Here is a 20,444-nt window from a genome sequence, read left to right on the forward strand (position 1 = left end):
GCGAGTCCGGGTCGTCGTCCGGACCGGCCTCGGGATCACCCGCCCGCGACTGGTCACCGCCGGCGTCCGACTGAGCCGCCTCGACCGACGGGCCCTGCTCGAAATCCTCGGCGTCCGGCCGAGTCGGCTCATCGGACCCCGAACCCCGCTCGAAATCCTCAGTGTCCGACCGGTTCGGCTCCTCGGACGACGGGTCCTGCTCGAAATCCTCAGTACCCGACTGGTTCTTCCCTTCGGACGACTGCCCCTCCTCGAATTCCTCAGCGGCGGACCGATTCTCACGATCCACCTCCTCCGCCGCCTCCCGCATCGCCTCATCGAGCTGGTCCGCACTGATCCCCGGCTCGTCGAACGGATCGCGCCGACGCCTATGCGGCAGTGCGAGTTCGGCCGCGATCCGCACATCCTCCTCGGTGACCGCGTCCGCGCCGCGCCAGGCGGCGTGCGCCGTCGCGGTCCGCGCGACCACCAGGTCCGCGCGCATGCCGTCGACGTCGAAAGCCGCACAGAGCGCGGCGATTCGGCGCAGCTCGCCGTCGTCGAGCAGCACCCGCGCAACTCGGTCTCGCGCGGCGAGAATGCGCTCGGCCACCTCTCGGTCAGCCGCGGCGTAGCGTTCGGCGAACCCGGCCGGGTCGGCCTCGTAGTCCAGCCGCCGCCGCACCACCGCCATCCGCACGTCGACCTCGCGCGAGGCCGCCACGTCGACGGTGAGCCCGAACCGGTCGAGCAGCTGCGGCCGCAGCTCGCCCTCCTCCGGATTCATGGTCCCCACGAGCACGAATCGCGCGGGATGCGAGTGCGATACGCCGTCGCGCTCGATGTGCACCCGGCCCATCGCGGCCGCGTCGAGCAGCACGTCGACCAGGTGGTCGTGCAGCAGGTTGACCTCGTCGACGTACAGCACGCCGTGGTGCGCGGCCGCCAGCAGTCCGGGCCGGAACGCCTGCTCGCCGTCGCGCAGCACCCGCTCCAGATCCAGCGAGCCGACCACGCGGTCCTCGGTGGCGCCGACCGGCAGTTCGACCAGCCGCGCGGGCCGCGCGCCGGTCTCGTCCACGACCGGCGGCAGCAGCTGCGCCAGCGCGCGCACGACGGTCGATTTCGCGGTGCCCTTCTCGCCGCGCACCAGCACGCCGCCGATGCCGGGGTGCACCGCGCACAGGATCAGCGCCAGCTGCAGCCGCTCTTGACCGACCACCGCGGAGAACGGAAAACCCGCCTCTCCCTCGCCCGTCGGGCGCGCGGGTGATCCGGTCAGCGAGTGAGTCGACGGCATAGTTTCGGCATGGGACACAGACACGCCCCAACTCTAGGCGCGCGGACGGGTCCGGCCGACGCTGCCCTGCGCATCACGACCCTGGCGAACACACAACCGCCCCCGCCGCGAAGAAGCGACGGAGGCGGCCGGGCAACTCTGCGACGATCATCCCTTGCGCATCGGAATGTGCAGGATCCCGTCTTCGTCGAACTCGTCGCCGTCCTGCTTGAACCCGTGCTTGGCGTACATGTCGACGAGGTAGGACTGCGCGTTCAGCCGCACCGTCGCCGAGCCGACCTCGGCCAGCGCGGCCTGCAGCAGGCGCGTGGTGTAGCCGTGGCCGCGCGCCGGGGGAACCGTGCACAGGCGGCCGATCCGGAAGGACTTCACCCCGTCCTCGTGCTCCTCCAGCAACCGCAGCGTGGCGATCACCTCGCCCTCGTCATCGAGCCAGAAGTGCCGTGTCTCCGGGAGCAGGTCGAGCCCGTCCAACTCCGGATAGGCGCATTTCTGCTCGACGACAAAGACTTCGACCCGAAGTTTCAACAGCTGGTAGAGGGTGGCGTTGTCGAGATCCAACGCCCATGACCGTTTGAGAGCAACCGTTGACATCATCGCCTGTTGCTATCACACCGCGCCGTTTGCCGCGACCCCCGCAGGTCTCGGCGTGTTATTCGCGCCACCCGTGAGGTTCAGCGCCTTGGACGTCCAATCCCATACCTCGTGGAACAAGGCCTGGTTCTCGGACAGCTTGACGCCCAGTGAGGGAATCATCTCCTTCAGCTTCGGCGTCCACGCGACGTACTCGCTCGGGAAGCAGCGCTGCATGACGTCGAGCATCGCCGTGACGCCCGTGGACGCGCCGGGGGACGCGCCGAGCAGGCCCGCGATGGAGCCGTCGGCCGCGGCGACCACGGCGGTGCCGAACTCGAGCACGCCGCCCGCGCCCTTGCGCCGGATGACCTGCACGCGCTGGCCCGCGGTGATCAGCTCCCAGTCCCGGCCGTCGGCGCGCGGGATGAACTCCTTGAGCGTGTCCACCTTGCCCGCCTCGGACTTGAGCAGCTCGCTCACCAGGTACTTGGTCAGGCCGAGTTCGGTGACGCCGACGCCGAGCAGCGAGAAGAGGTTGTTCGGCTTCACCGACTTGAACAGGTCGGTGAGCTTGCCCTCCTTCAGGAACTTCGGCGTCCAGCCCGCGTAGGGGCCGAACAGCAGACCGGGCGTGCCCTTGATGACCCGAGTGTCCAAGTGCGGCACCGACATCGGCGGCGCGCCGACCGCGGCCTTGCCGTACACCTTGGCCTCGTGCTGCTGGATCAGCGCCGGGTTGGTGCAGCGGAAGAACTGTCCGCTCACCGGGAAGCCGCCGAAGCCGTCGATCTCCTTGATGCCGGACTTCTGTAGCAGCGGCAGCGCGCCGCCGCCCGCGCCGACGAACACGAATTTGCTGATGAGCGTGCGGGTTTCGCGGGTGCGCAGGTTGCGCACCTTGACCGCCCACGACCCGTCGGACTGCTTGGCGAGGTCGCGCACCTCGTGGCCGAAGGCCAGATCCGCGCCGCTGGCGCCGAGGTAGGCGAGTAATTCCTTGGTGAGCGACCCGAAGTCGATGTCGGTGCCGCCGTCGGTCCAATTCAGCGCGACGGGGTCGGAGAAGTCACGACCGCGCGTCATCAGCGGGAGCCGCCGGGCGAATTCGTCGGGGCTGTCGATGAATTCCATGCCCTCGAACAGCGGGTGCGGCGCCAGCGCCTCGTAGCGCTTGCGCAGGTAATCGACGTTGTCCGCGCCGTGCACGAAGCTCACGTGCGGAATCGGGTTGATGAACCTGGACGGGTCGCCGAGGATGTTGTTCTCCACGGCGTAGGACCAGAACTGGCGCGACACCTGGAACCGCTCGTTGATGTCGATGGCCTTGCTGATGTCCACCGAGCCGTCGGCGTTCTGCGGGCTGTAGTTCAGCTCGCACAGCGCCGAGTGTCCGGTGCCCGCGTTGTTCCACGGGTCACTGCTCTCCGCCGACGCGGCGTCGAGCCGCTCGAACAGGGAGATCGACCAATCGGGCTGCAGCTGGCGCAGCAGCGCACCGAGGGTGGCACTCATGATGCCGGCGCCGATGAGTACAACATCGGTCTTTTCAGTCATGGCAGCGTTCGGCACGGCTAGATCGACTTCCTTGTCCTTCTACGCGGGCCCACCGGGCGGGTGGACCTGCCTGGGCACGGTGCTTGCGTGTTATTGCCTCGGTTTCGGTTCGTAAACCATGGCGGGGGTTAGGTTACCCGCCGTTCACCTAGCTCCAATTGTGCACCTCACCACGTCGATCCCCTGCGCCGAGACCGAAGAATGTGACCTAGATTGTGTATGTGACAAAGGAAACTTCACTCGCCACTCCGAGCAACGAGACCAGGGACGAGGGCCAGTGGAAAGCCGATGTGCTGGGCGAGAACTACCAGCAGCGCACGCTGTCGTTCGGGCCAGATCCCGACGGTGAGGGCGAGGCCGTGGCCACGCTGGTGCGTTATCGGCCCGGCGCGAACCTCGCGGCCGCCGAGGGCGCGGTGCTGTATGTGCACGGGTTCACCGACTACTTTTTCCAGGAGCACCTCGCCGAGCATTTCGCGGCCCGCGGATATCACTTCTACGCGCTGGATCTGCGCAAGTGCGGGCGGTCGCTGCGCGAAGGGCAGACACCGCATTATGTGACCGATCTCGCACTGTATGACGACGAGTTGAACGAGGCCTTGCGCATCGTCCGCGAGGAGACCGGGGCTCCCGTCGTGCTGAACGCGCACTCCACCGGCGGCTTGATCCTGCCGCTGTGGCTGGATCGGCTCAACCGGACCGAGGGCACGGCGGCGGCCGGAGTCGCGGGCCTGGTGCTCAACAGCCCGTGGTTCGACCTGCAGGGCCCGTCCTACTACCGGACCATCGGAACGCCGATCATCAAGGGGCTCGGCCGTTTTCGGAAGATGTTCGAGCTGCCCGGCGGCAAGATCAGCACCTACGGCGACAGCCTGCACAGCAGCGTCGCGGGCGAGTGGGACTACAACCTGGACTGGAAACCGTTGCACGGCTTCCCCGTTCGGTTCGGCTGGCTGCGGGCGATCCGCAACGGCCACGCGCGGCTGCACGAGGGCCTCGACATCGGCGTGCCGTCGCTGATCCTGCGCTCGCGCGTGACGAAGTTCGCCCGTCGCTACGGCCCGGCCGTCGACGTGGCCGACGCGGTGTTGGACGTCAAGCAGATTCAGCGCTGGTCGGGCTGCCTCGGCGACCGCACCAACATCGTGCCGATCGACGGGGCCAAGCACGATGTGTTCCTGTCCTCGGCCGAGCCGCTGGCGAAGGCCTTCGCCGAACTCGACAGCTGGCTCGAGTGGCTGAGGGCTTACCGAGCCGAGTCCGGCTCACCAGGTGCTGGTGCGTAGCACGATCTCGGTCGCGAACTCGTGGTCGGCCTCGGTCGCCACGTTCGTGACGTCGACGTCGGCCACCCGGAACTCGCCGTAAACGAAGCGCCCGGAGGCGTCGGCCACCGCGCGGGGCAGGTTCTTGGTGGCCAGCACCGTGGTCGGCAACTCCACCGGGCGGACCGTGGCGTCGGCCACGGACCCGTCCCGGCCCGGGGCCGCCGGGTGACCGCGATCGGCCACCACGAGGCTGATGAAGCGCCCGAATCCGGCCGCGCACGCCCGCCACGCCAGGTCGGCGCCCGAGCCGCGGGCCGCCACGTTCGCCCACGGCACGCCGATCTGGTCCAGGATCCCGGTGACGCCCGCGGCGTCGAGGCCGTCGATCGACTCCAGCACGACCGTGCGCAGATCGGAGTTGTGCAATCGAGCACACACCTGGTCGTAGACGTCCGCCGAGTCGGCGGCGTCGGGCAGCAGCAGCACGCTGTGCCGGGATTCCGGTCCGTCCACCCGCACGGTCCATGCCCGATCGCCCACCGTGATCTGCCGAGATTTCATGCCGAATGACGCTACACGGGTCAGCTGAACGAGGCCCGGTCTTCGTCTCAGGCGAGCAGCCGCATGCCGGCGCGTTCGCCGGCGTTGTGGTCGAAGGTGACGGTGAGGTCGCAGCCCGCCTCCTGACCCAGCTGCTGGATGAGCGCGTCGGCGAAGTCCGCGCCGTCCGCGGCGCGCCGCAGCGCCTGGCGCACGGTGTCCGCGCGTTCGACCACGATCTCGGTGGAGTCGAGCAGACCCAGCAGCACGTCGGTGACGGCCTCTGGATCCTGCTTGTAGCCGCGGCGCAGCACCCAGTGGATCTCCGCGAGCACGATCATCGTCACGTAGCCGGGGCGGCTCTCGCTGAGTCCGTCGATCACCTGGTTGGCCCGCGCCGACTGCTCCGGATCGTCCTGGGTGAGATAGCGGATCAGCACATTGGCGTCCAGACCGATCATTTCTGCTTGCCTTCCACGACATTGCCCGAAATCGCCTCGTTCATCTGCGCGAGGCCGACCGGCGAGCCGGACCAACCGACTATTCCCTTGAGCGACTTGATGGTTCGGGTCTCGGGCACCAGTTCGTAGGTGCCGTTGTCGGTGGGCACGAAGGCGACCCGGACCCCGGCGCGCAGGCCCATGGCGACCCGGACGTCGATCGGGATGGTGATCTGACCCTTGCTCGTCACGGTCGCCGACACCACATTCCCCGCCCGGCTGTTGGACTTCTTGTCTGCCGCCACGTCACTCACCGACCCGTGCTTCTCCCACGCCCATCGCCCCGCGCGCCTTACCCGGAGCCGAATTCCTTACTGAAAGGTAAGGGGCAGTGTACGTCGCGTCAACAGTTCAGCTCGGCGAGGTCGCGGAAGTGGGGAGCGCGGCGGTCGCCAGGGTGGGCAGATCGGCGGGCGCACCGTCGGTGAGCAGGCGTTCCAACCGGTCCACATCGAGGTGCCGCTCGATCAGATCGGCGAGCAGGTCCAGCTGGCTCGCGCGCACAGCGGCGACGGAAGTGTCCTCGGCGACAACGAAACCCGCGCGCCCGGCCGCGGCCGCCACCGAGCGCAGCCAGGCGCGGCGGAACTCGTCCGACTCGAGCACGCCGTGCAGGTGGGTGCCCCAGAGCGGGCCGCGCACACTGCCTTCCGGTTGACCATCGATCTCGAACCAGGCCGGGTCGCCGGTGCCTGCCACCCTGCCGTGGTGGATCTCGTAGCCCCGCACCGGGATTCCGGACGCGTCGTGGCCGCCGCTGCGGCGCAACACCTTCGGATCGGCGAACTCGATCGCCAGATCCAACAGGCCCAGCCCGTCGACCCGCCCCGCACCCGACTCGACGGGATCGTCTATGTGTTCGCCCAGCATCTGGTAGCCGCCGCAGATGCCGAGGATCGGCCCGCCCGCCGCGGCCCGCGCGCGCAGTGCGTCGGCGATTCCGCTGCGCCGCAACCACTCCAGGTCCGACACGGTCGCCTTGCTGCCGGGCAGCACGACGAGGTCGGCGCCGGCCAACCGGGACGGCTCGCTCGCCCAGCGCACCGACACCCCCGGCTCACAGGCCAGGGCCTCGATATCGGTCGAATTGGAGATGCGCGGCAGGCGGACGGCGGCGACGGTCAGCCACTCGGCGCCGAGCGGCGGGCGCGGGCGGCCGACGGGCGCATCGGCGACGGTGCTCAGCGAGTCCTCGGCGTCGATCCAGAGATCCTCGGCGTACGGGAGCACGCCGAGGGTCGGACGGCCGGTCAGCTCGGTCAGGCGGTCGAGTCCGGGCCGGAGCAGTTCGACGTCGCCGCGGAACTTGTTGATCACGAACCCCGAGATCAATTGCTGGTCTTCGGGTTCCAGAATGGCGACGGTGCCGAACAGATGGGCGAGCACGCCGCCGCGATCGATGTCGCCGACCAGCAGCACCGGCAGCCGGGCGGGCCGCGCCAAACCCATGTTCGCCAGATCCGTTGCCCGCAGGTTGATCTCGGCGGGCGAGCCCGCGCCCTCGCAGATGACGACGTCGAATTCGGCTCGGAGCGAGGCGAGTTCGGCGGCGACCACCTCACGCAGCTCCCGCCGATGCCGAAAGTAGTCCCGCGCGCCGACCGTACCGACGGCCCTGCCCCGCACCACGAGCTGCGAGCGCCGATCGCTGCCCGGCTTCAACAGGACCGGGTTGAACCGCACGCTGGGCTCGAGCCCGCACGCCTGCGCCTGCAGCGCCTGCGCCCGCCCGATCTCGCCGCCGTCGAGGGTGACCACGGAGTTGTTCGACATGTTCTGCGCCTTGAACGGAGCGACCCGCACCCCTCGACGCGCCAGCATCCGGCAGATGCCCGCCACCACAACGCTTTTCCCCGCGTCCGACGTGGTCCCCGCGACGAGCAAAGCGCCTTTCACGGCAGCGTGCGGATGTCCGCGCCGGTCTCGGTGACGACGCGGCGGCGCAAACCTCGGATAGGGCCGTCCGCACTCATGTCCACCCTCACGGCACAGTGAGGATTTCCGCGCCCGTCTCGGTGACGACCCGACGGCGCAAGCCTCGAACTAGGCGGTCCGCACTCATGCCCATTCCTCACGGCACAGTGAGGATTTCCGCGCCGGTGTCTGTCACGACGAGGGTGTGTTCGAACTGGGCCGTCCACTTGCGGTCCTTGGTGACTACGGTCCAGCCGTCGTCCCAGATCTCGTAGTCGATGCCGCCGAGGTTGATCATCGGCTCGATGGTGAAGGTCATGCCGGGTTCGATGATCGACTCGATGGCAGGCTGGTCGTAGTGCAGGATCACCAGGCCGCTGTGGAAGGTCGGGCCGACGCCGTGTCCGGTGAAGTCGCGGACCACGCCGTAGCCGAATCGGTTGGCGTAGGACTCGATCACGCGGCCGATGACGTTCAGCGCCCGGCCGGGCCGGACCGCCTTGATCGCCCGCATGGTGGCCTCCTCGGTCCGCTCGACGAGCAGGCGGACCTCCTCGTCCACGTCGCCGGCGAGGTAGGTCTTGTTGGTGTCGCCGTGCACGCCGTGGATGTAGGCGGTGACGTCGATGTTCACGATGTCGCCGTCCTCGATCACCGTGGAGTCCGGGATCCCGTGGCAGATCACCTCGTTGAGCGAGGTGCAGCAGGACTTCGGAAAACCCTTGTAGCCCAAGGTCGACGGGTACGCGCCGTGGTCGCACATGTACTCGTGTGCGATCCGGTCCAGTTCGTCGGTGGTGACGCCGGGCGCGACGGCCTTACCGGCCTCTTCCAGCGCCTGCGCCGCGATCTTGCTCGCGATCCGCATCTTCTCGATCGTCTCGGCCGTCTGCACCCAGGGCTCGCGACCCTCGTTGACGGTCTTCTTCCACGCGTACTCCGGGCGCTCGATGGTGCGCGGAACCTCGCGGGTGGGTGACTGGGTGCCGGGAACGAGCGGCTTGCGAGTGCGGACAGACATAGCGAACAGCGTAATCGGACCCCGGCCCGTGCGCTCGAGCGCCAGACCCAGTCGGGGGTGGAGGCCAGGCGGAATACCTACGGACCGTGGTCCGTTTACGGTATTGGTTGACATCGACACTACTGAAGGAAGAGGCTCGACCGTGGAATTAGGACTCACGACCTTCGCCGAGCTGTACCCGGTCGGCGACCGGCCCGCCCCGAGCGCGGCCGAGCGGTTGCGCGAGGTGGTCGCGGAGGCCGTCGCGACCGACCGCGCAGGGCTCGATGTCTACGGCGTCGGCGAGCATCACCGTAAGGACTTCGCCGCCTCCTCCCCCGCGGTCGTTCTCGCGGCCATCGCGGCACGCACCGAGAAGATCCAGCTGACCAGCGCGGTCAGCGTGCTCAGCTCCGACGATCCGGTACGCGTGTACCAGGATTTCGCCACGCTCGACGGACTGTCCAACGGCCGCGCGGAGCTGATGGCCGGGCGCGGGTCGTTCACCGAGAGCTTTCCATTGTTTGGCCTGGACCTCAGTGACTACGACGAGCTCTTCGAAGAGAAACTGGCTCTGCTGCTGCACATTCGCGAGGACAAGCCGGTCACCTGGTCGGGCAAGTTCCGCGCGCCGCTGCGCGAGACCACCGTATACCCGCGCACCGACAACCGGCCGCTGCCGGTGTGGATCGCGGTGGGCGGCAGCCCCGAATCGGTGGTGCGCGCCGGACTGCTCGGCCTGCCGCTGGCCATCGCGATCATCGGCGGACAGCCGGCCCGGTTCAAGCCGCTGGTCGATCTGTACCACCGCGCGCTCGCCGAGGGCGGACACGAGAAGCAGCCGGTCGCGGTGCACGCGCACGGTTACATCGCCGACACCGACGAGCAGGCCGTCGCCGACTTCTACGAGCCCTACGCGCTGGCCATGAGCGTCATCGGCCGCGAGCGCGGCTGGGGCCCGATGACCCGTCCCCAGTTCGACGCCCTGCGCTCGAAGGAGGGTTCGCTGTTCGTCGGCGGCCCCGACTACGTCGCCGAGAAGATCGCCGACATCCGCGACACCCTCGGCCTCGACCGGTTCATGCTGCACACCAGCGTCGGCACCCTGCCGCACGAAAAGGTGCTGCACAACATCGAATTGCTGGGCGCGAAGGTGGCGCCGCAGGTCGGCTGACCGAGTGGCGTATGTCACGGCCCGAGTGTGCGGATTCCGTTGTGATACTCCGGCATTCGGGTACCGCCACTCTTGCAAGGGCACGATCGGCGCACCAGCGATCCGAGGAGTTGATATCCGTGCGCAACGCGAATCCCCGTCGCCACTACCCCACCGCACAGGTGGCTTCCAGTTTCGGCAGCGCGCAATCGGCGCGAATCATCTTGGGCACGTGGATGATCGTGGTCGCCGTGCTGAGTCTGTGGTTGGCGACGTTGTAAAGACTTCCAATGCCGATGCAGGCGGCGGGATCGATGCGATCTCGCCGCCTGCATGCGTAAATCAGTGGCGGCGAAGGCTTTCAGCAGACCGCGAGGGCCTCACGCACCATCGTCAGGTGATGTTCGATCGTCGGTGCAGCCGAGCGGGCGAGCGTTGTCACCTGCTCCGAGGTCTCCGACTGGAACTGCTGCGCGCCGCCCTGCAAGGACTGGGCATGGAAGCCCTCCTGCATGCGCTCCCACGAAATGTCGAAATCGCGGCCCCGTTTCATTCCGGTATTCCACATCTGCTGAACCTGATCGGGGTTCGAAGCCAAGAGCAGCGGGGCAAGATCGGGCAGCGCGACGCCGCATCCATTGCGACGAGCCGGGTGTGGCCCGCGGTGAGGATCGAGCCGATCTCCCGCACCTGCGGACAGGTACCGATGACCGCCGCCCTGGTTGCGGAGATGATCTCCGACGCATGAGCGTGGGGGGCACCATCGGATAGATGCTGTCCTGCGCAACCGGCACCACGGCACTGAAGCCCTCGGCGTCGACGGTATCCGCGTGCGCCGAGTGTCACCCGCTGTCGTGCGGGTATGCCGCGTCGAGGGGCATTGTCGTGACGAGGAGTCCACATGCGTGTCGTCGTACTAGGTGCTACCGGGAACGTCGGGACCGCGGTGGTCGAGTCGCTGGCCGCCGACCCGGCGGTGACCTCGATTCTGGGCGTCGCCCGTCGATTACCGAACCGTCACGTCGCGAAGACTGAATGGGCGTCGGCCGATGTGCGGACCGACGACCTGGCGGCCCTGTTCCAGGGCGCGGACGCGGTGGTGCATCTGGCCTGGCTGATCCAGCCGACACACCGGCCGGACGTGACCTGGGCGGCGAACGCCATCGGCAGCGCGCGCGTACTGGACGCGGTCGCCGCCGCCGGGGTGCCCGCCCTGGCCTACGCATCGTCGGTGGGTGCGTACTCGCCGCGCCGCGACGACCGGCCGGTGACCGAGAGCTGGCCGACCGACGGCTGGCCGGAGGCTGGCTACATGCGGGAGAAGGCCTACGTCGAGCGGCTGCTGGACACCTTCGAGCAGCGGTATCCGGCGTGCCGGGTGGTGCGGCTGCGGCCCGGCTTCATCTTCCAGCGCGGCGCGGCGAGCGGCCAGCGTCGGCTGTTCGCCGGTCCGCTGCTGCCGAACCGGCTGGTTCGGCCGGAGTTGCTGCCGGTTCTGCCGCTGGTGCGGGAGCTGTTGTTCCAGGTGGTGCACGCCGACGATGTCGCCGACGCGTTCCGGCTCGCCGTCACCCGGCCGGTGTCCGGGCCCTTCAATATCGCCGCCGAGCCGCTGCTCGACCCCGCGCGGCTGGGCGAACTGTTCGACGCCCGCCCGGCCCGCCTGCCGACCAAGCTCGTGCGGACCGCCCTCGCCGCAGCCTGGCATCTGCGCCTGATCCCGGTCCCGCCCCAGCTGTTCGACGGATTTCTGCGCATCCCCGTGCTGGACACCACGCGCGCCCACATCGACCTCGGCTGGCAACCGCGCTTCAGCTCGCTCGACGCCCTGCGCGAACTCGTGGACGGCCTGCGCACCTACGCGGCCATCGACACTCCGCCGCTCGCCCGGCACGCGGGCGGGCCGCTGCGCATCCACGAATTCACCTCGGGGGTCGGCGGCGCGGACCCGGTCGACCTCGCGACATCCCGCCGCTCGTGAGCGGCTACTGATCCTGGCTCTGATGCGTCGGACGACCGAGCCGAATGTCGTTGGGAGCCGGGTCGAGTGGCGCACTCGCGCCGGTTCGGCCCGCCCGCAGCATTCGCGCCAGCTCCGCGGCGGTCGCGGTGGCGTCCCAGCGCGGCGACCAGCCGAGTTCCCGACGCGCCTTACCGGAATCGACAAGGGCGGCTCGGTCGGCCAGCACGAGCCAGCCGGGGTGCAGCGGCTGCACGCCGAGCCGCCAGGTGATCCGGGCGAAGACTGCGGCCAGGCGATGGGAGACAGGCATGCGAAATCCACCGAACAGGCCCACCAATGCCCAGGCCGGCAACACCGGGTCGGCCGCGAGATTGAACGCTCCCGCCGCGCGACGCTCGAGCAGCAGCCGGATGGCCTGCGCGACATCGTCGGCGTGCACGAGTTGCAGGCGCAGGTCTTTCCACAACGGCACCGGCACCCAGCGGCGGCCGATGAGCGAGCGCGGCAGCCAGGAAGGCAGTAACCAGTCGCCCATCTCGGCGGCCGCGGCGGCCTGGGTGATTCCGCAGGGCAGGATGCGGGCGACCCGGATCGAGGGCTGATCGCGTTCGAACGCGTCGAGCTGGGACTCGAGTGCGGCCTTGCCGAGGCTGTAGGCGCTGCCGTGCACTCCCGTTCGCGGCCAGTCTTCATCGATCTGCCGCCATCGCGGGCCGGGGGCGTACGCGGCCGCCGACGAGGCGCAGATCAGGTGCGGCACCGCGGCGGCGGCCACCGCCCGCAGAACATGCTCGGTGCCGGCCCCATTCGTCCGGGCCATCGGCGGGTCGTCGCGGCGCGGGTCGATCGCCCACGCCAGATGCACCACCGCGTCCGCGCCACGGAACGCGTCCTCGAGGAGTGGGATCGCATCGGGATCGCCGATGTCACAGGAGATCCACCGGACCTCCGTGCGGCTCCGAGGCGGGACGCGACGTGCGACGCCGACCAGCTCCAGCCCGGCACCATCCAGCGAACGCAGCAGCGCCGTCCCGACATTGCCGGTCGCCCCGGTGATGACGACTTTCATCCGCCGCCATCTCGCCGGTTGCGGGACGGCGACGACAACGACTCGTTCACGTTCTCCTCCTCTGGCTACCGACGACGCAGGCCGAGATACCCGCCCGCGTGGGCTCCAACCTGCTCGTGGGCGCGCGACACCGGTCCAAGCCGTCACTGCCGGGCGAGTCGCTACTTGGTCAGGTGCGCCTCGAACGCGATCCGGTCACCGCGGTAGAGCCCGCGGACCCGCTCGATGGGCTCGCCGTCGGCGTCGAGACTGCGGCGGTGCAGCAGCAGAAGCGGTAGCGCCGTGGTGCATTCGAGCAGCGCGGCCTCTCGCGGAGAAGCGAGAACGGTCTCGATGCGCTCGGTGGCCCGGCCGAAGACCACGCCCGAGTCGCGCACCGCGGCGTAGAGCGAGGTGGTCGGGTCGTAGGTGGCGCGCAGGCCGGCGAAGCGGTGCAGCGGGAGGTAGGTGCTCTCCAGGCCGATGCGCTCACCGTCGGCGAGCAGGACGCGCTCCAGGTGCATGACCGAAGTCCCCACGGGCACAGCGAGATCGCGCGCGGTATCGGCGTCGGCGGGCACGTCGTCCCAGCCGACGAGCAGACGTCCCGGGACGCGGCCGTAGCTGATGGCCCCCTCGGTGTAGGACCGAAGCGACAGCGGCTGAACCATTTTCGGGCGCGACACCACGGTGCCGCGACCCTGCCTGCGAATTCGCCCCTCCACCAAGAGGTCTCGCAGCGCCTGCCGGACGGTCTCCCGCGCGACCTCGAACCGGATCGCCAGCTCCCGCTCCGAGGGCACCGGATCGCCCTCGGCGAGACCGTCGAGGATCGTCTCCAGCTCGGTGCGCACCCGATAGGACTTCGGCAGCCGGTCCGGCAGCGCGAATTCGGCTCGCGCGCCGCGCATCTCGTCGGATGCCGCCACGCCCGCTACCGACTCGACCCCGATCTCCGTCGCTTCGGCCCCCACCTCCGTTGCTTCCATGCGGCACAGCGTACCCGCAATTGGTCTATACCAATTATTAACCTGACGTTCGCATAGGAAACACCCCTTGGTCTAGACCAATGTGCACGATGGGCCCCATGCGATTGGTCATCATCGGAGGTGGAATCCTCGGCACCGCCCACGCCCTGGCCGCCGTCCGCCGCGGTCACGAGGTCGTCCAGCTGGAGCGGGAGACCGAGGCCCGCGGCGCCACGGTACGCAACTTCGGCCTGGTGTGGGTCTCCGGCCGCACCACCGCCGAATTGGCGCTGACGCTGCGCTCGCGCGAGCTGTGGGAGGAGATCGGCGGCAAGGTCCCCGGCGTCGGCTTCCGGCCGGCCGGCTCCATGACGCTCGTCCGCACCCCCGTCGAACTGGCCGTCGCCGAGGCCGCCACGGCGGGCCCGTCGGCCGAGGCGCGCGGTTTCGAGCTGCTCGATCCGGAGCGGGTGCGCGCGATCAACCCCGCGCTGCGCGGGAAATTCCTTGCCGGACTGCACTGTTCGACGGACGCGGCGGTCGAGTCGCGCCAGGCCCTGCCCGCGCTGCGCGCCTACCTGGCGGCCACCGGCCGCTACACCTTCCACGCGGGCACCGAGGCCAGATCGGTCGAGGACACCGCGGCCGGCGCCGTCGTGCGCGACGACCATGGCCGCCGCTTCGACGCCGACCTGGTGCTCGCCTGCCCCGGCGCGGCGCACGGCGGCCTCACCCGCGAACTCGTCGACGACCTGCCGGTGCGCCGAGTCCGACTCCAGATGATGCAGACCGCCCCGCTCGGCGAGCCGCTGACCACCGCCATCGCCGACGGCGACAGCTTCCGCTACTACCCGGGTTTCGCGGGCGAGCAGGTGGACGCGCTCAATCGCGAACAGTCCCAGTCGGCCACCGCCGCCGAGCACAAGATGCAGCTGCTGTGCGTGCAGCGGCTGCACGGCGGGCTGACCATCGGCGACACCCACGAGTACGACGAGCCCTTCGCGTTCGACGTGGACGAGGCGCCGTACGAGCACCTCACCGCGGTCACCGAGGAGCTGCTCGGACGTCCGCTGCCGCAGGTGGTCCGGCGCTGGGCCGGTGTGTACAGCCAGAGCGTCGACCCCACCGCCCTCGTCACCCGCGCCAAGGCGGGCGAGCACACCTGGGTCGTCACCGGGCCGGGCGGGCGCGGCATGACCCTCGGCCCCGCGCTCGGCGAGCAGACCGCCGACCTTCTGAACCTGTGAGGATTGCCTTGTCCGACAACACCATTCAACTAGCCGTCTTGGACATGGCGGGCACCACCGTCGCCGACGGCGGGCTCGTCCTGCGCGCCTTCGACGTCGCCGCGACGGCGGCGGGCATCGAAGCCGAAGGGCCGCAACGCGAGCGAGCCCGTCAGTACGTGCTCGACACCATGGGACAGTCGAAGATCGCCGTCTTCCGCGCGCTGCTGAACGACGAGGACCGCGCGCAGGAAGCCAACCGCGCCTTCGAGATCGCCTACGAGTCACTGATCGACGAGGTCGACATCACACCGATTCCCGGTGCGGCCGAAGCCATTACGAAACTGCGCGGCGCGGGCATCAAGGTCGCGCTCACCACCGGGTTCAGCCGGTCCACCCAGGATCGCCTGCTGCACGCGCTGGACTGGAAGGACATCGCCGACCTCACCCTGGCTCCCTCGGACGCCGGACGCGGCCGCCCCTACCCCGACCTGGTCCTCACCGCGCTGCTGCGCTTGCAGGCCGATGCCGTGGATCGCGTTGCGGTGCTGGGCGATACGACGAGCGATATCGCCACCGGTCTGGCCGCGGGCGCCCGCGTCGTCGCGGGCACGCTCACCGGCGCGCACGACGACGCCCAGCTGCGCGCGGCGGGCGCCACCCATGTCGTGCCGTCGGTGGTCGAGTTCGCCGAACTGGTGCTCGCCGAGCACATCTGACGCCGGCATCCACCGCCGACGGTCCACCCAACCCTCCGACTCCACTCCTCCCGAACCGAAAGTTGTAGTCATCGTGCGTACTTCGTTCACGCCGGTCCAGCTGGCACGCACCCTCGCCCGCACCGCGCTGCTCGCCGTCACCGCCACCGCCGTCGCGGCGACCGCAGCCTGCGGCGGGACCGGCACCGACAGCGCGAGTGGCAAGACCGTCACGGTCTACTCCGCCGACGGTGTCGGCCCCTGGTACAAGAGCCGGTTCGCGGAGTTCGAGAAGCGGACCGGGATCGCGGTGAACCTGGTCGAGGCCGGCTCCGGCGAGGTGGTCAACCGGATCGACAAGGAGCAGGCCAACCCGCAGGCCGACGTGGTCGTCACGCTGCCGCCGTTCATCCAGAAGGCGAAAGCCGGTGGGCTGCTCCAGGACAGCGGCGTAGACACCGCCGCAGTCCCGGCGGCCGACAAGGACGCCGACGGCAAGTACGTCACCCTGGCCAACAACTACCTGTGCTTCATCGCCAACCCGTCGGTCGACGCCTCCGCGCTCACCTGGGACGACCTGCTGAAGCCGGAGCTCGAGGGCAAACTGCAGTACTCCACGCCCGGCCAGGCCGGCGACGGCACCGCGGTGTTGATCCTGCTGCAGAAGCTGCTCGGCAAGCAGGGCGCGCTGGACTACCTGACCAAGCTGCAGGCCAACAACGCCGGGCCGTCCTCGTCCACCGGCAAGCTGCAGGCCAAGGTGGACAAGGGCGAGCTGACCATCGCCAACGGCGACGTGCAGATGAACCTGACCACCATCAAGGAGAAGGGCTCGAAGTTCAGCGTCTTCTTCCCGGCGGCCGCCGACGGCAAGAAGTCCACCGTCGCGGTGCCCTACGTGATGGGCCTGGCCAAGGGCGCCCCGCACAAGTCCGACGCGACGAAGCTGATGGAGTTCCTGCTCTCGGCCGAGGCGCAGAAGTCCCTCGGGCCGGACGCTTTCGCGGTGCCCGCCCGTGCGGAGCTGCGCGACGCCGCGGTCGCCGGGGCGGGTCAGTCGGCGAGCTCGGTGCTGAAGGGCGTGGAGGTGCTGCCGGTCGACTGGAACACGGTGCTCACCGATCTGGACGGCGACCTGGCCGCCTACCAGAAGGCCACCGGTAGCTGAAACGCTTTCGAGCACAAGGGAGTCGACCATGTCCACCGGTGACGCGCTGACGAAGTCGTCCACCACCCGGTCCAGGCCGGCCGCCACCGAACCGGCGATCGTGTTCGACCGGGTCGGGGTGAGCTACCGCAGCGGCCGCAAAACCACTGTCGCGCTGGCGGATTTCACGCTGCGCGTCGCCGAGGGCGAGACCGTCGCGCTGCTCGGACCGAGCGGGTCCGGCAAGTCGACCGCGCTCAAGGCGCTGGCAGGCTTTGTCCGGCCCAACTCGGGCGCGGTCCGGCTGGCCGGGCGCGACGTCACCGACCTGTCCCCCGCCAAACGCGGGATCGGCGTCGTCGTGCAGTCCTACGCGCTGTTCCCGCACATGAGCGTGCACGGCAATGTCGCGTTCGGGCTGAAGGCACATCGAGTGCCGCGCAACGAGATCGGCGCGCGGGTGGCCGAGGCGCTGGAGATGGTCGGCATGGGCGCCTACGCCAAGCGGCTGCCGCGGGAGCTGTCCGGCGGACAGCAGCAGCGGGTGGCTATCGCCAGGGCGCTGGCCATCCGGCCCAGGGTGCTGCTGCTCGACGAGCCGCTCGCCGCGCTGGACGCGCAGCTGCGCCAGGCCATGCTCGGCGAGCTGCAACAGCTGCGAAAGGCATTGCCGGACACGGCGATGCTGTACGTGACCCACGATCAGTCCGAGGCGCTCGCGCTGGCCGACCGCATCGCCGTCATGCGCGACGCGCGCCTGGTCGACATCGACACCGCGGAGAATCTCTGGCGGCGGCCGCCGAGCGACTTCACCGCCGCATTTCTCGGCGGCGCGAACCTGTTGTCCTGCATGGTGAATCGCGTGTCCGGCGGGTCGGCGCTCGTCACGGTCGGCAGCCGGACCCTGCGTGCGGAGGCGCCGAGACCCGGCGTCGGGCAGGAGAACTGGGTCCTCGACGCACCGGCCCTGCTGTGCGTGCGCCCGCACACCGTGCGCATCTGCGCGATCGCCGAGCGTGACGCGTTGCGCGGCACGGTGGTCTCCGCCGTCTGGCGGGGCGCGTCGACCCGGCTCCAGGTGGCGGTGGAGGGCTTGGCCGAGGAGGTCGCCGCGGATGTGCCCGGTCAGGTCGATACCGCCGTCGGCGCCGTCGTCGGCGTGCGTTTCCCCGACCCCGCCGGAGTGCTCATCCCCCGTCCGGTCGGCCACACCATCTCGGGCGAGGTGCCGCTATGAGACGCAGTCAAAGTTGCCGTGTATCTTCGGTTTTCCCCCGACCGCATGCGGTTCGGTATGCCGCAAATCAAGAGGCGGCGGGACGAGCGCGCGTAGGCGGCCGCTCATGAGCGCGCCCGCGATACTCCAGCCGAGCGCGGCGGCTGCCCCGCCGAAACCCGCTGCACGGCAACGCAACTGGAAGCCGGTGCTGTGGACCCTGCCACCGCTGCTGGTGGTGCTGTTCATCGCCGTGTACCCGATCGTGCGCGTGCTGACGGAGTCCACCCGGACCCCGAACGGCCGCGGCACGGCGGTCTGGTCACAGGTGCTCGGCTCCGAGTCGTTCCGTGATGCGTTGTGGCGCACCGTGTTCATCGCGGTGAGCTCGGTCGCCGGCTGCCTGGTGCTCGGCACGTTCCTGGCGATCGTGCTGGCGTTCGTGCCTTTTCCCGGCTCCCAGGTCGTCGGCCGGCTCATCGACACCGTGCTGACGCTCCCGTCGTTCCTGATCACGCTGGCGTTCACGTTCCTCTACGGCACGGTCGGCGCGGTGAACGCGCTGATCTCCCGCCTCACCGGCGATCATGAACCGGCACTAGACTTTCTGAGCACCCCGCTCGGCGTGATCCTGGCCGAGATCACCTTCTTCACCCCGTTCGTCGTGCGCCCGCTGCTCGCCGCGTTCGCGCAGCTGCCGCGCGAACAACTCGACGTGGCGGCCAGCCTCGGCGCGTCGCCCTGGCGGGTGCTGCGCCAGGTGGTGCTGCCCGAGGCGTGGCCGGCGCTGGCGGCGGGCGGCAGCCTGGTCTTGCTGTTGACGCTCAACGAGTTCGGCATCGTCCTGTTCACCGGCGCGAAGGGCGTGATCACCCTGCCCGCGCTGATCTACACCCGCGGCATCGTCACCTTCGACCTGCCCGGCGCCGCGGTGCTCGCCTCGGTACAGGTGCTGCTGTCGCTCACGCTCTACATCGGGTACCGGCTGGTCTTCGCCCGATTCACGGCCAGGAAGGAGAGCTGACACCATGCTCGTGTGGACCAGACGCGGCCGCGCCGCCGTGCTCGCCGGCTTCGCGCTCGTCGTGATCGTGGTGTTCGTCGCGCCGATCGCCACCGTCGTCGCGGCCGCGTTCGCCGGACGCTGGACCGGCCCGCTGCCCTCGGAACTCGGCCTCGCCAACTTCGGGCGCGCGCTGTCCGGCGAGCAGGCGGCCAGCCTCTCGGTGAGCCTGCAGACCGCGCTGCTGGCCGGCGCCGTCTCGCTGATCCTGGGCACCTGGGCGGCGCTGGCCGCCCGCGAGGCGCCCGGCTGGTGGCGGCGCTGCACGGACGCGGTGTTCCACCTGCCGGTCGCCGTGCCCTCGGTGGCCATCGGCCTCGGTGTGCTCATCGCGTTCAACGAGCGCCCCGTGCTGCTCGGCGGCACCAAATGGATTGTCATCCTGGCACATTCGGTGCTCGTGCTGGCCTACGCGTTCAGCGCGGTCGCCGCCGCGCTCGACCGCATCGACCCCGGCTACCGCGAGGCGGCCGAATCGCTGGGCGCGAGTCCGGCGCGAGTTCTGTGCCAGGTCACCCTGCCGCTCCTGCTGCCCGCCCTCGGTGCGGCCGCCGGGCTCGCGGTCGCCCTCTCCATGGGCGAACTCGGCGCGACCATCATGGTCTACCCGGCCACCTGGAAAACGCTCCCCGTCGGCATCTTCGCGCAGACCGACCGCGGCGAGGTCTTCGACGCCGCCGCGAGCACCACCCTCCTCGTACTGGTCACACTGCTGGCCCTCGTCCTACTCGGCCGCCTTCGCACCCGGGCCACGCTCCGCTGACCCTGCCCACCCTCGATCCCCGCACAGCTTCCGATCCGCCGCACACCCCGTCTCTCCGCACACCCCTTGTTCACCCCTCGCCTCTCGATCGGCACACGGAATCGCGCGATTCTGTGTGCGGCAAATTAAGGGGTGTGCGGAGCGGGCGCGGGGTCGCGTCGCCGACCTAGGATGGCGAGGTGTCAGCACTTCCCCTGATCTTCACCGCGGGCTGGGCTAGCGGGGTCAACGCCTACGCCGTCGTGCTGCTGCTCGGCCTGTTCGGCCGCACCGGCCTGTCCGATTCGGTGCCGGACGCGCTGCAGCGCACCGACGTCCTGATCGCCGCCGCGGTGCTGTTCCTGATCGAGGCGGTCGCGGACAAGATCCCGTACCTCGACTCGTTCTGGGACGCGCTGCACACCGTGGTCCGGCCCGTCGCGGGCGCCGTGGTCGCGGCATTGCTTGCGGGACAAGAGGGTTCGCTGCCGGAGCTGGCGGCCGGGGCGGTCGGCGGCGCGAGCGCGCTGGCCAGCCACCTGGTCAAGGCCGGGACGAGGATGGCGATCAACACCTCGCCGGAGCCGGT

21 protein-coding genes are annotated in these 20,444 nt (G+C 69.6%); 11 read left to right on the forward strand and 10 right to left on the reverse strand.

The features are described from left to right. The 3 genes from ON39_RS22100 to mqo all read right to left on the reverse strand — a co-directional run. The coding region (locus tag ON39_RS22100; protein ID WP_255219289.1) for an ATP-binding protein at window positions 1-1,279 on the reverse strand (1,279 nt) is incomplete at its 3' end. A 147-nt stretch (window positions 1,280-1,426) separates the two neighbouring features. Beyond that, the gene (locus ON39_RS22105; protein WP_040737241.1) at window positions 1,427-1,876 is read right to left on the reverse strand and encodes a GNAT family N-acetyltransferase; all 450 of its coding nucleotides are present in this window, start codon (window positions 1,874-1,876) and stop codon (window positions 1,427-1,429) included. Between the two features lie 12 nt (window positions 1,877-1,888). After that, on the reverse strand, window positions 1,889-3,409 hold the full coding sequence (gene mqo / locus ON39_RS22110; protein ID WP_051186921.1) for a malate dehydrogenase (quinone): 1,521 nt from the start codon (window positions 3,407-3,409) through the stop codon (window positions 1,889-1,891). A gap of 221 nt (window positions 3,410-3,630) precedes the next feature. Between mqo and ON39_RS22115 the strand changes: the two genes are divergently transcribed. Continuing rightward, window positions 3,631-4,695: an alpha/beta hydrolase gene (locus ON39_RS22115; RefSeq protein WP_083894623.1), complete on the forward strand. Its 1,065-nt coding sequence runs from the start codon at window positions 3,631-3,633 to the stop codon at window positions 4,693-4,695. Here ON39_RS22115 and ON39_RS22120 read toward each other — a convergent pair. From ON39_RS22120 to map, 5 genes are all read right to left on the reverse strand, one after another. Next, window positions 4,675-5,238, reverse strand: coding sequence for a hypothetical protein (locus tag ON39_RS22120; RefSeq protein ID WP_040737243.1), 564 nt, complete (start codon window positions 5,236-5,238; stop codon window positions 4,675-4,677). The two genes, ON39_RS22115 and ON39_RS22120, sit on opposite strands and share 21 nt — an antisense overlap. 47 nt (window positions 5,239-5,285) lie before the next feature. Next, window positions 5,286-5,678 (reverse strand): type II toxin-antitoxin system VapC family toxin, encoded by a 393-nt coding sequence (locus tag ON39_RS22125; protein WP_040737245.1) that lies wholly within the window; start codon window positions 5,676-5,678, stop codon window positions 5,286-5,288. Continuing rightward, on the reverse strand, window positions 5,675-5,971 hold the full coding sequence (locus ON39_RS22130; protein ID WP_246002927.1) for an AbrB/MazE/SpoVT family DNA-binding domain-containing protein: 297 nt from the start codon (window positions 5,969-5,971) through the stop codon (window positions 5,675-5,677). The genes ON39_RS22125 and ON39_RS22130 overlap by 4 nt, the downstream gene beginning before the upstream one ends. A 97-nt stretch (window positions 5,972-6,068) precedes the next feature. Continuing rightward, complete coding sequence (locus ON39_RS22135; protein ID WP_040737247.1) at window positions 6,069-7,613, reverse strand: cobyric acid synthase; 1,545 nt, start codon at window positions 7,611-7,613, stop codon at window positions 6,069-6,071. Between the two features lie 175 nt (window positions 7,614-7,788). Next, window positions 7,789-8,652 carry a type I methionyl aminopeptidase gene (map, locus tag ON39_RS22140; protein WP_040737248.1) on the reverse strand — a complete coding sequence of 288 codons (864 nt, stop codon included), beginning with the start codon at window positions 8,650-8,652 and terminating at the stop codon, window positions 7,789-7,791. 142 nt (window positions 8,653-8,794) lie between these two features. Here map and ON39_RS22145 point away from each other — a divergent pair, with 142 nt between their 5' ends. The 3 genes from ON39_RS22145 to ON39_RS22155 all read left to right on the forward strand — a co-directional run bounded on the left by ON39_RS22145 (window position 8,795) and on the right by ON39_RS22155 (window position 11,765). Then, window positions 8,795-9,805: an LLM class flavin-dependent oxidoreductase gene (locus ON39_RS22145; RefSeq protein WP_040737250.1), complete on the forward strand. Its 1,011-nt coding sequence runs from the start codon at window positions 8,795-8,797 to the stop codon at window positions 9,803-9,805. A 211-nt stretch (window positions 9,806-10,016) separates the two neighbouring features. Further along, on the forward strand, window positions 10,017-10,532 hold the full coding sequence (locus ON39_RS48935) for a hypothetical protein (protein ID WP_146251142.1): 516 nt from the start codon (window positions 10,017-10,019) through the stop codon (window positions 10,530-10,532). 153 nt (window positions 10,533-10,685) lie between these two features. Then, entirely contained in the window at window positions 10,686-11,765 is a 1,080-nt protein-coding gene (locus ON39_RS22155; protein WP_040737253.1) for an NAD-dependent epimerase/dehydratase family protein, read from the forward strand. A gap of 4 nt (window positions 11,766-11,769) precedes the next feature. On the opposite strand, the gene ON39_RS22160 is transcribed toward ON39_RS22155, so the two are convergent. Continuing rightward, window positions 11,770-12,816, reverse strand: coding sequence for an NAD-dependent epimerase/dehydratase family protein (locus ON39_RS22160; RefSeq protein WP_040737254.1), 1,047 nt, complete (start codon window positions 12,814-12,816; stop codon window positions 11,770-11,772). 161 nt (window positions 12,817-12,977) lie between these two features. Next, window positions 12,978-13,706: a GntR family transcriptional regulator gene (locus tag ON39_RS22165; protein ID WP_051186923.1), complete on the reverse strand. Its 729-nt coding sequence runs from the start codon at window positions 13,704-13,706 to the stop codon at window positions 12,978-12,980. 176 nt (window positions 13,707-13,882) lie between these two features. On the opposite strand from ON39_RS22165, the gene ON39_RS22170 reads away from it, so the two are divergent. The 7 genes from ON39_RS22170 to ON39_RS22200 form a co-directional block, all read left to right on the forward strand. Next, window positions 13,883-15,010: a TIGR03364 family FAD-dependent oxidoreductase gene (locus tag ON39_RS22170; protein ID WP_040737272.1), complete on the forward strand. Its 1,128-nt coding sequence runs from the start codon at window positions 13,883-13,885 to the stop codon at window positions 15,008-15,010. A gap of 8 nt (window positions 15,011-15,018) precedes the next feature. Continuing rightward, on the forward strand, window positions 15,019-15,708 hold the full coding sequence (locus ON39_RS22175) for a phosphonatase-like hydrolase (protein ID WP_040737255.1): 690 nt from the start codon (window positions 15,019-15,021) through the stop codon (window positions 15,706-15,708). A gap of 73 nt (window positions 15,709-15,781) precedes the next feature. Continuing rightward, window positions 15,782-16,855, forward strand: coding sequence for a 2-aminoethylphosphonate ABC transporter substrate-binding protein (locus tag ON39_RS22180; protein ID WP_174412553.1), 1,074 nt, complete (start codon window positions 15,782-15,784; stop codon window positions 16,853-16,855). A 28-nt stretch (window positions 16,856-16,883) separates the two neighbouring features. Continuing rightward, window positions 16,884-18,071 (forward strand): ABC transporter ATP-binding protein, encoded by a 1,188-nt coding sequence (locus tag ON39_RS22185; RefSeq protein WP_040737256.1) that lies wholly within the window; start codon window positions 16,884-16,886, stop codon window positions 18,069-18,071. 106 nt (window positions 18,072-18,177) lie between these two features. Continuing rightward, window positions 18,178-19,074 carry a 2-aminoethylphosphonate ABC transporter permease subunit gene (locus ON39_RS22190; RefSeq protein WP_040737257.1) on the forward strand — a complete coding sequence of 299 codons (897 nt, stop codon included), beginning with the start codon at window positions 18,178-18,180 and terminating at the stop codon, window positions 19,072-19,074. A gap of 4 nt (window positions 19,075-19,078) precedes the next feature. Further along, a complete protein-coding gene (locus ON39_RS22195) occupies window positions 19,079-19,876 on the forward strand; it encodes an ABC transporter permease (RefSeq protein WP_040737258.1) in 798 nt (265 codons plus the stop codon). A gap of 179 nt (window positions 19,877-20,055) precedes the next feature. Further along, window positions 20,056-20,444: DUF4126 domain-containing protein (locus ON39_RS22200; protein ID WP_040737259.1), on the forward strand; the 389-nt coding region annotated here is incomplete at its 3' end.

Origin of the sequence: Nocardia tenerifensis NBRC 101015 (assembly GCF_000308715.1) — a bacterium.
Classification (GTDB): Bacteria; Actinomycetota; Actinomycetes; order Mycobacteriales; family Mycobacteriaceae; genus Nocardia; species Nocardia tenerifensis.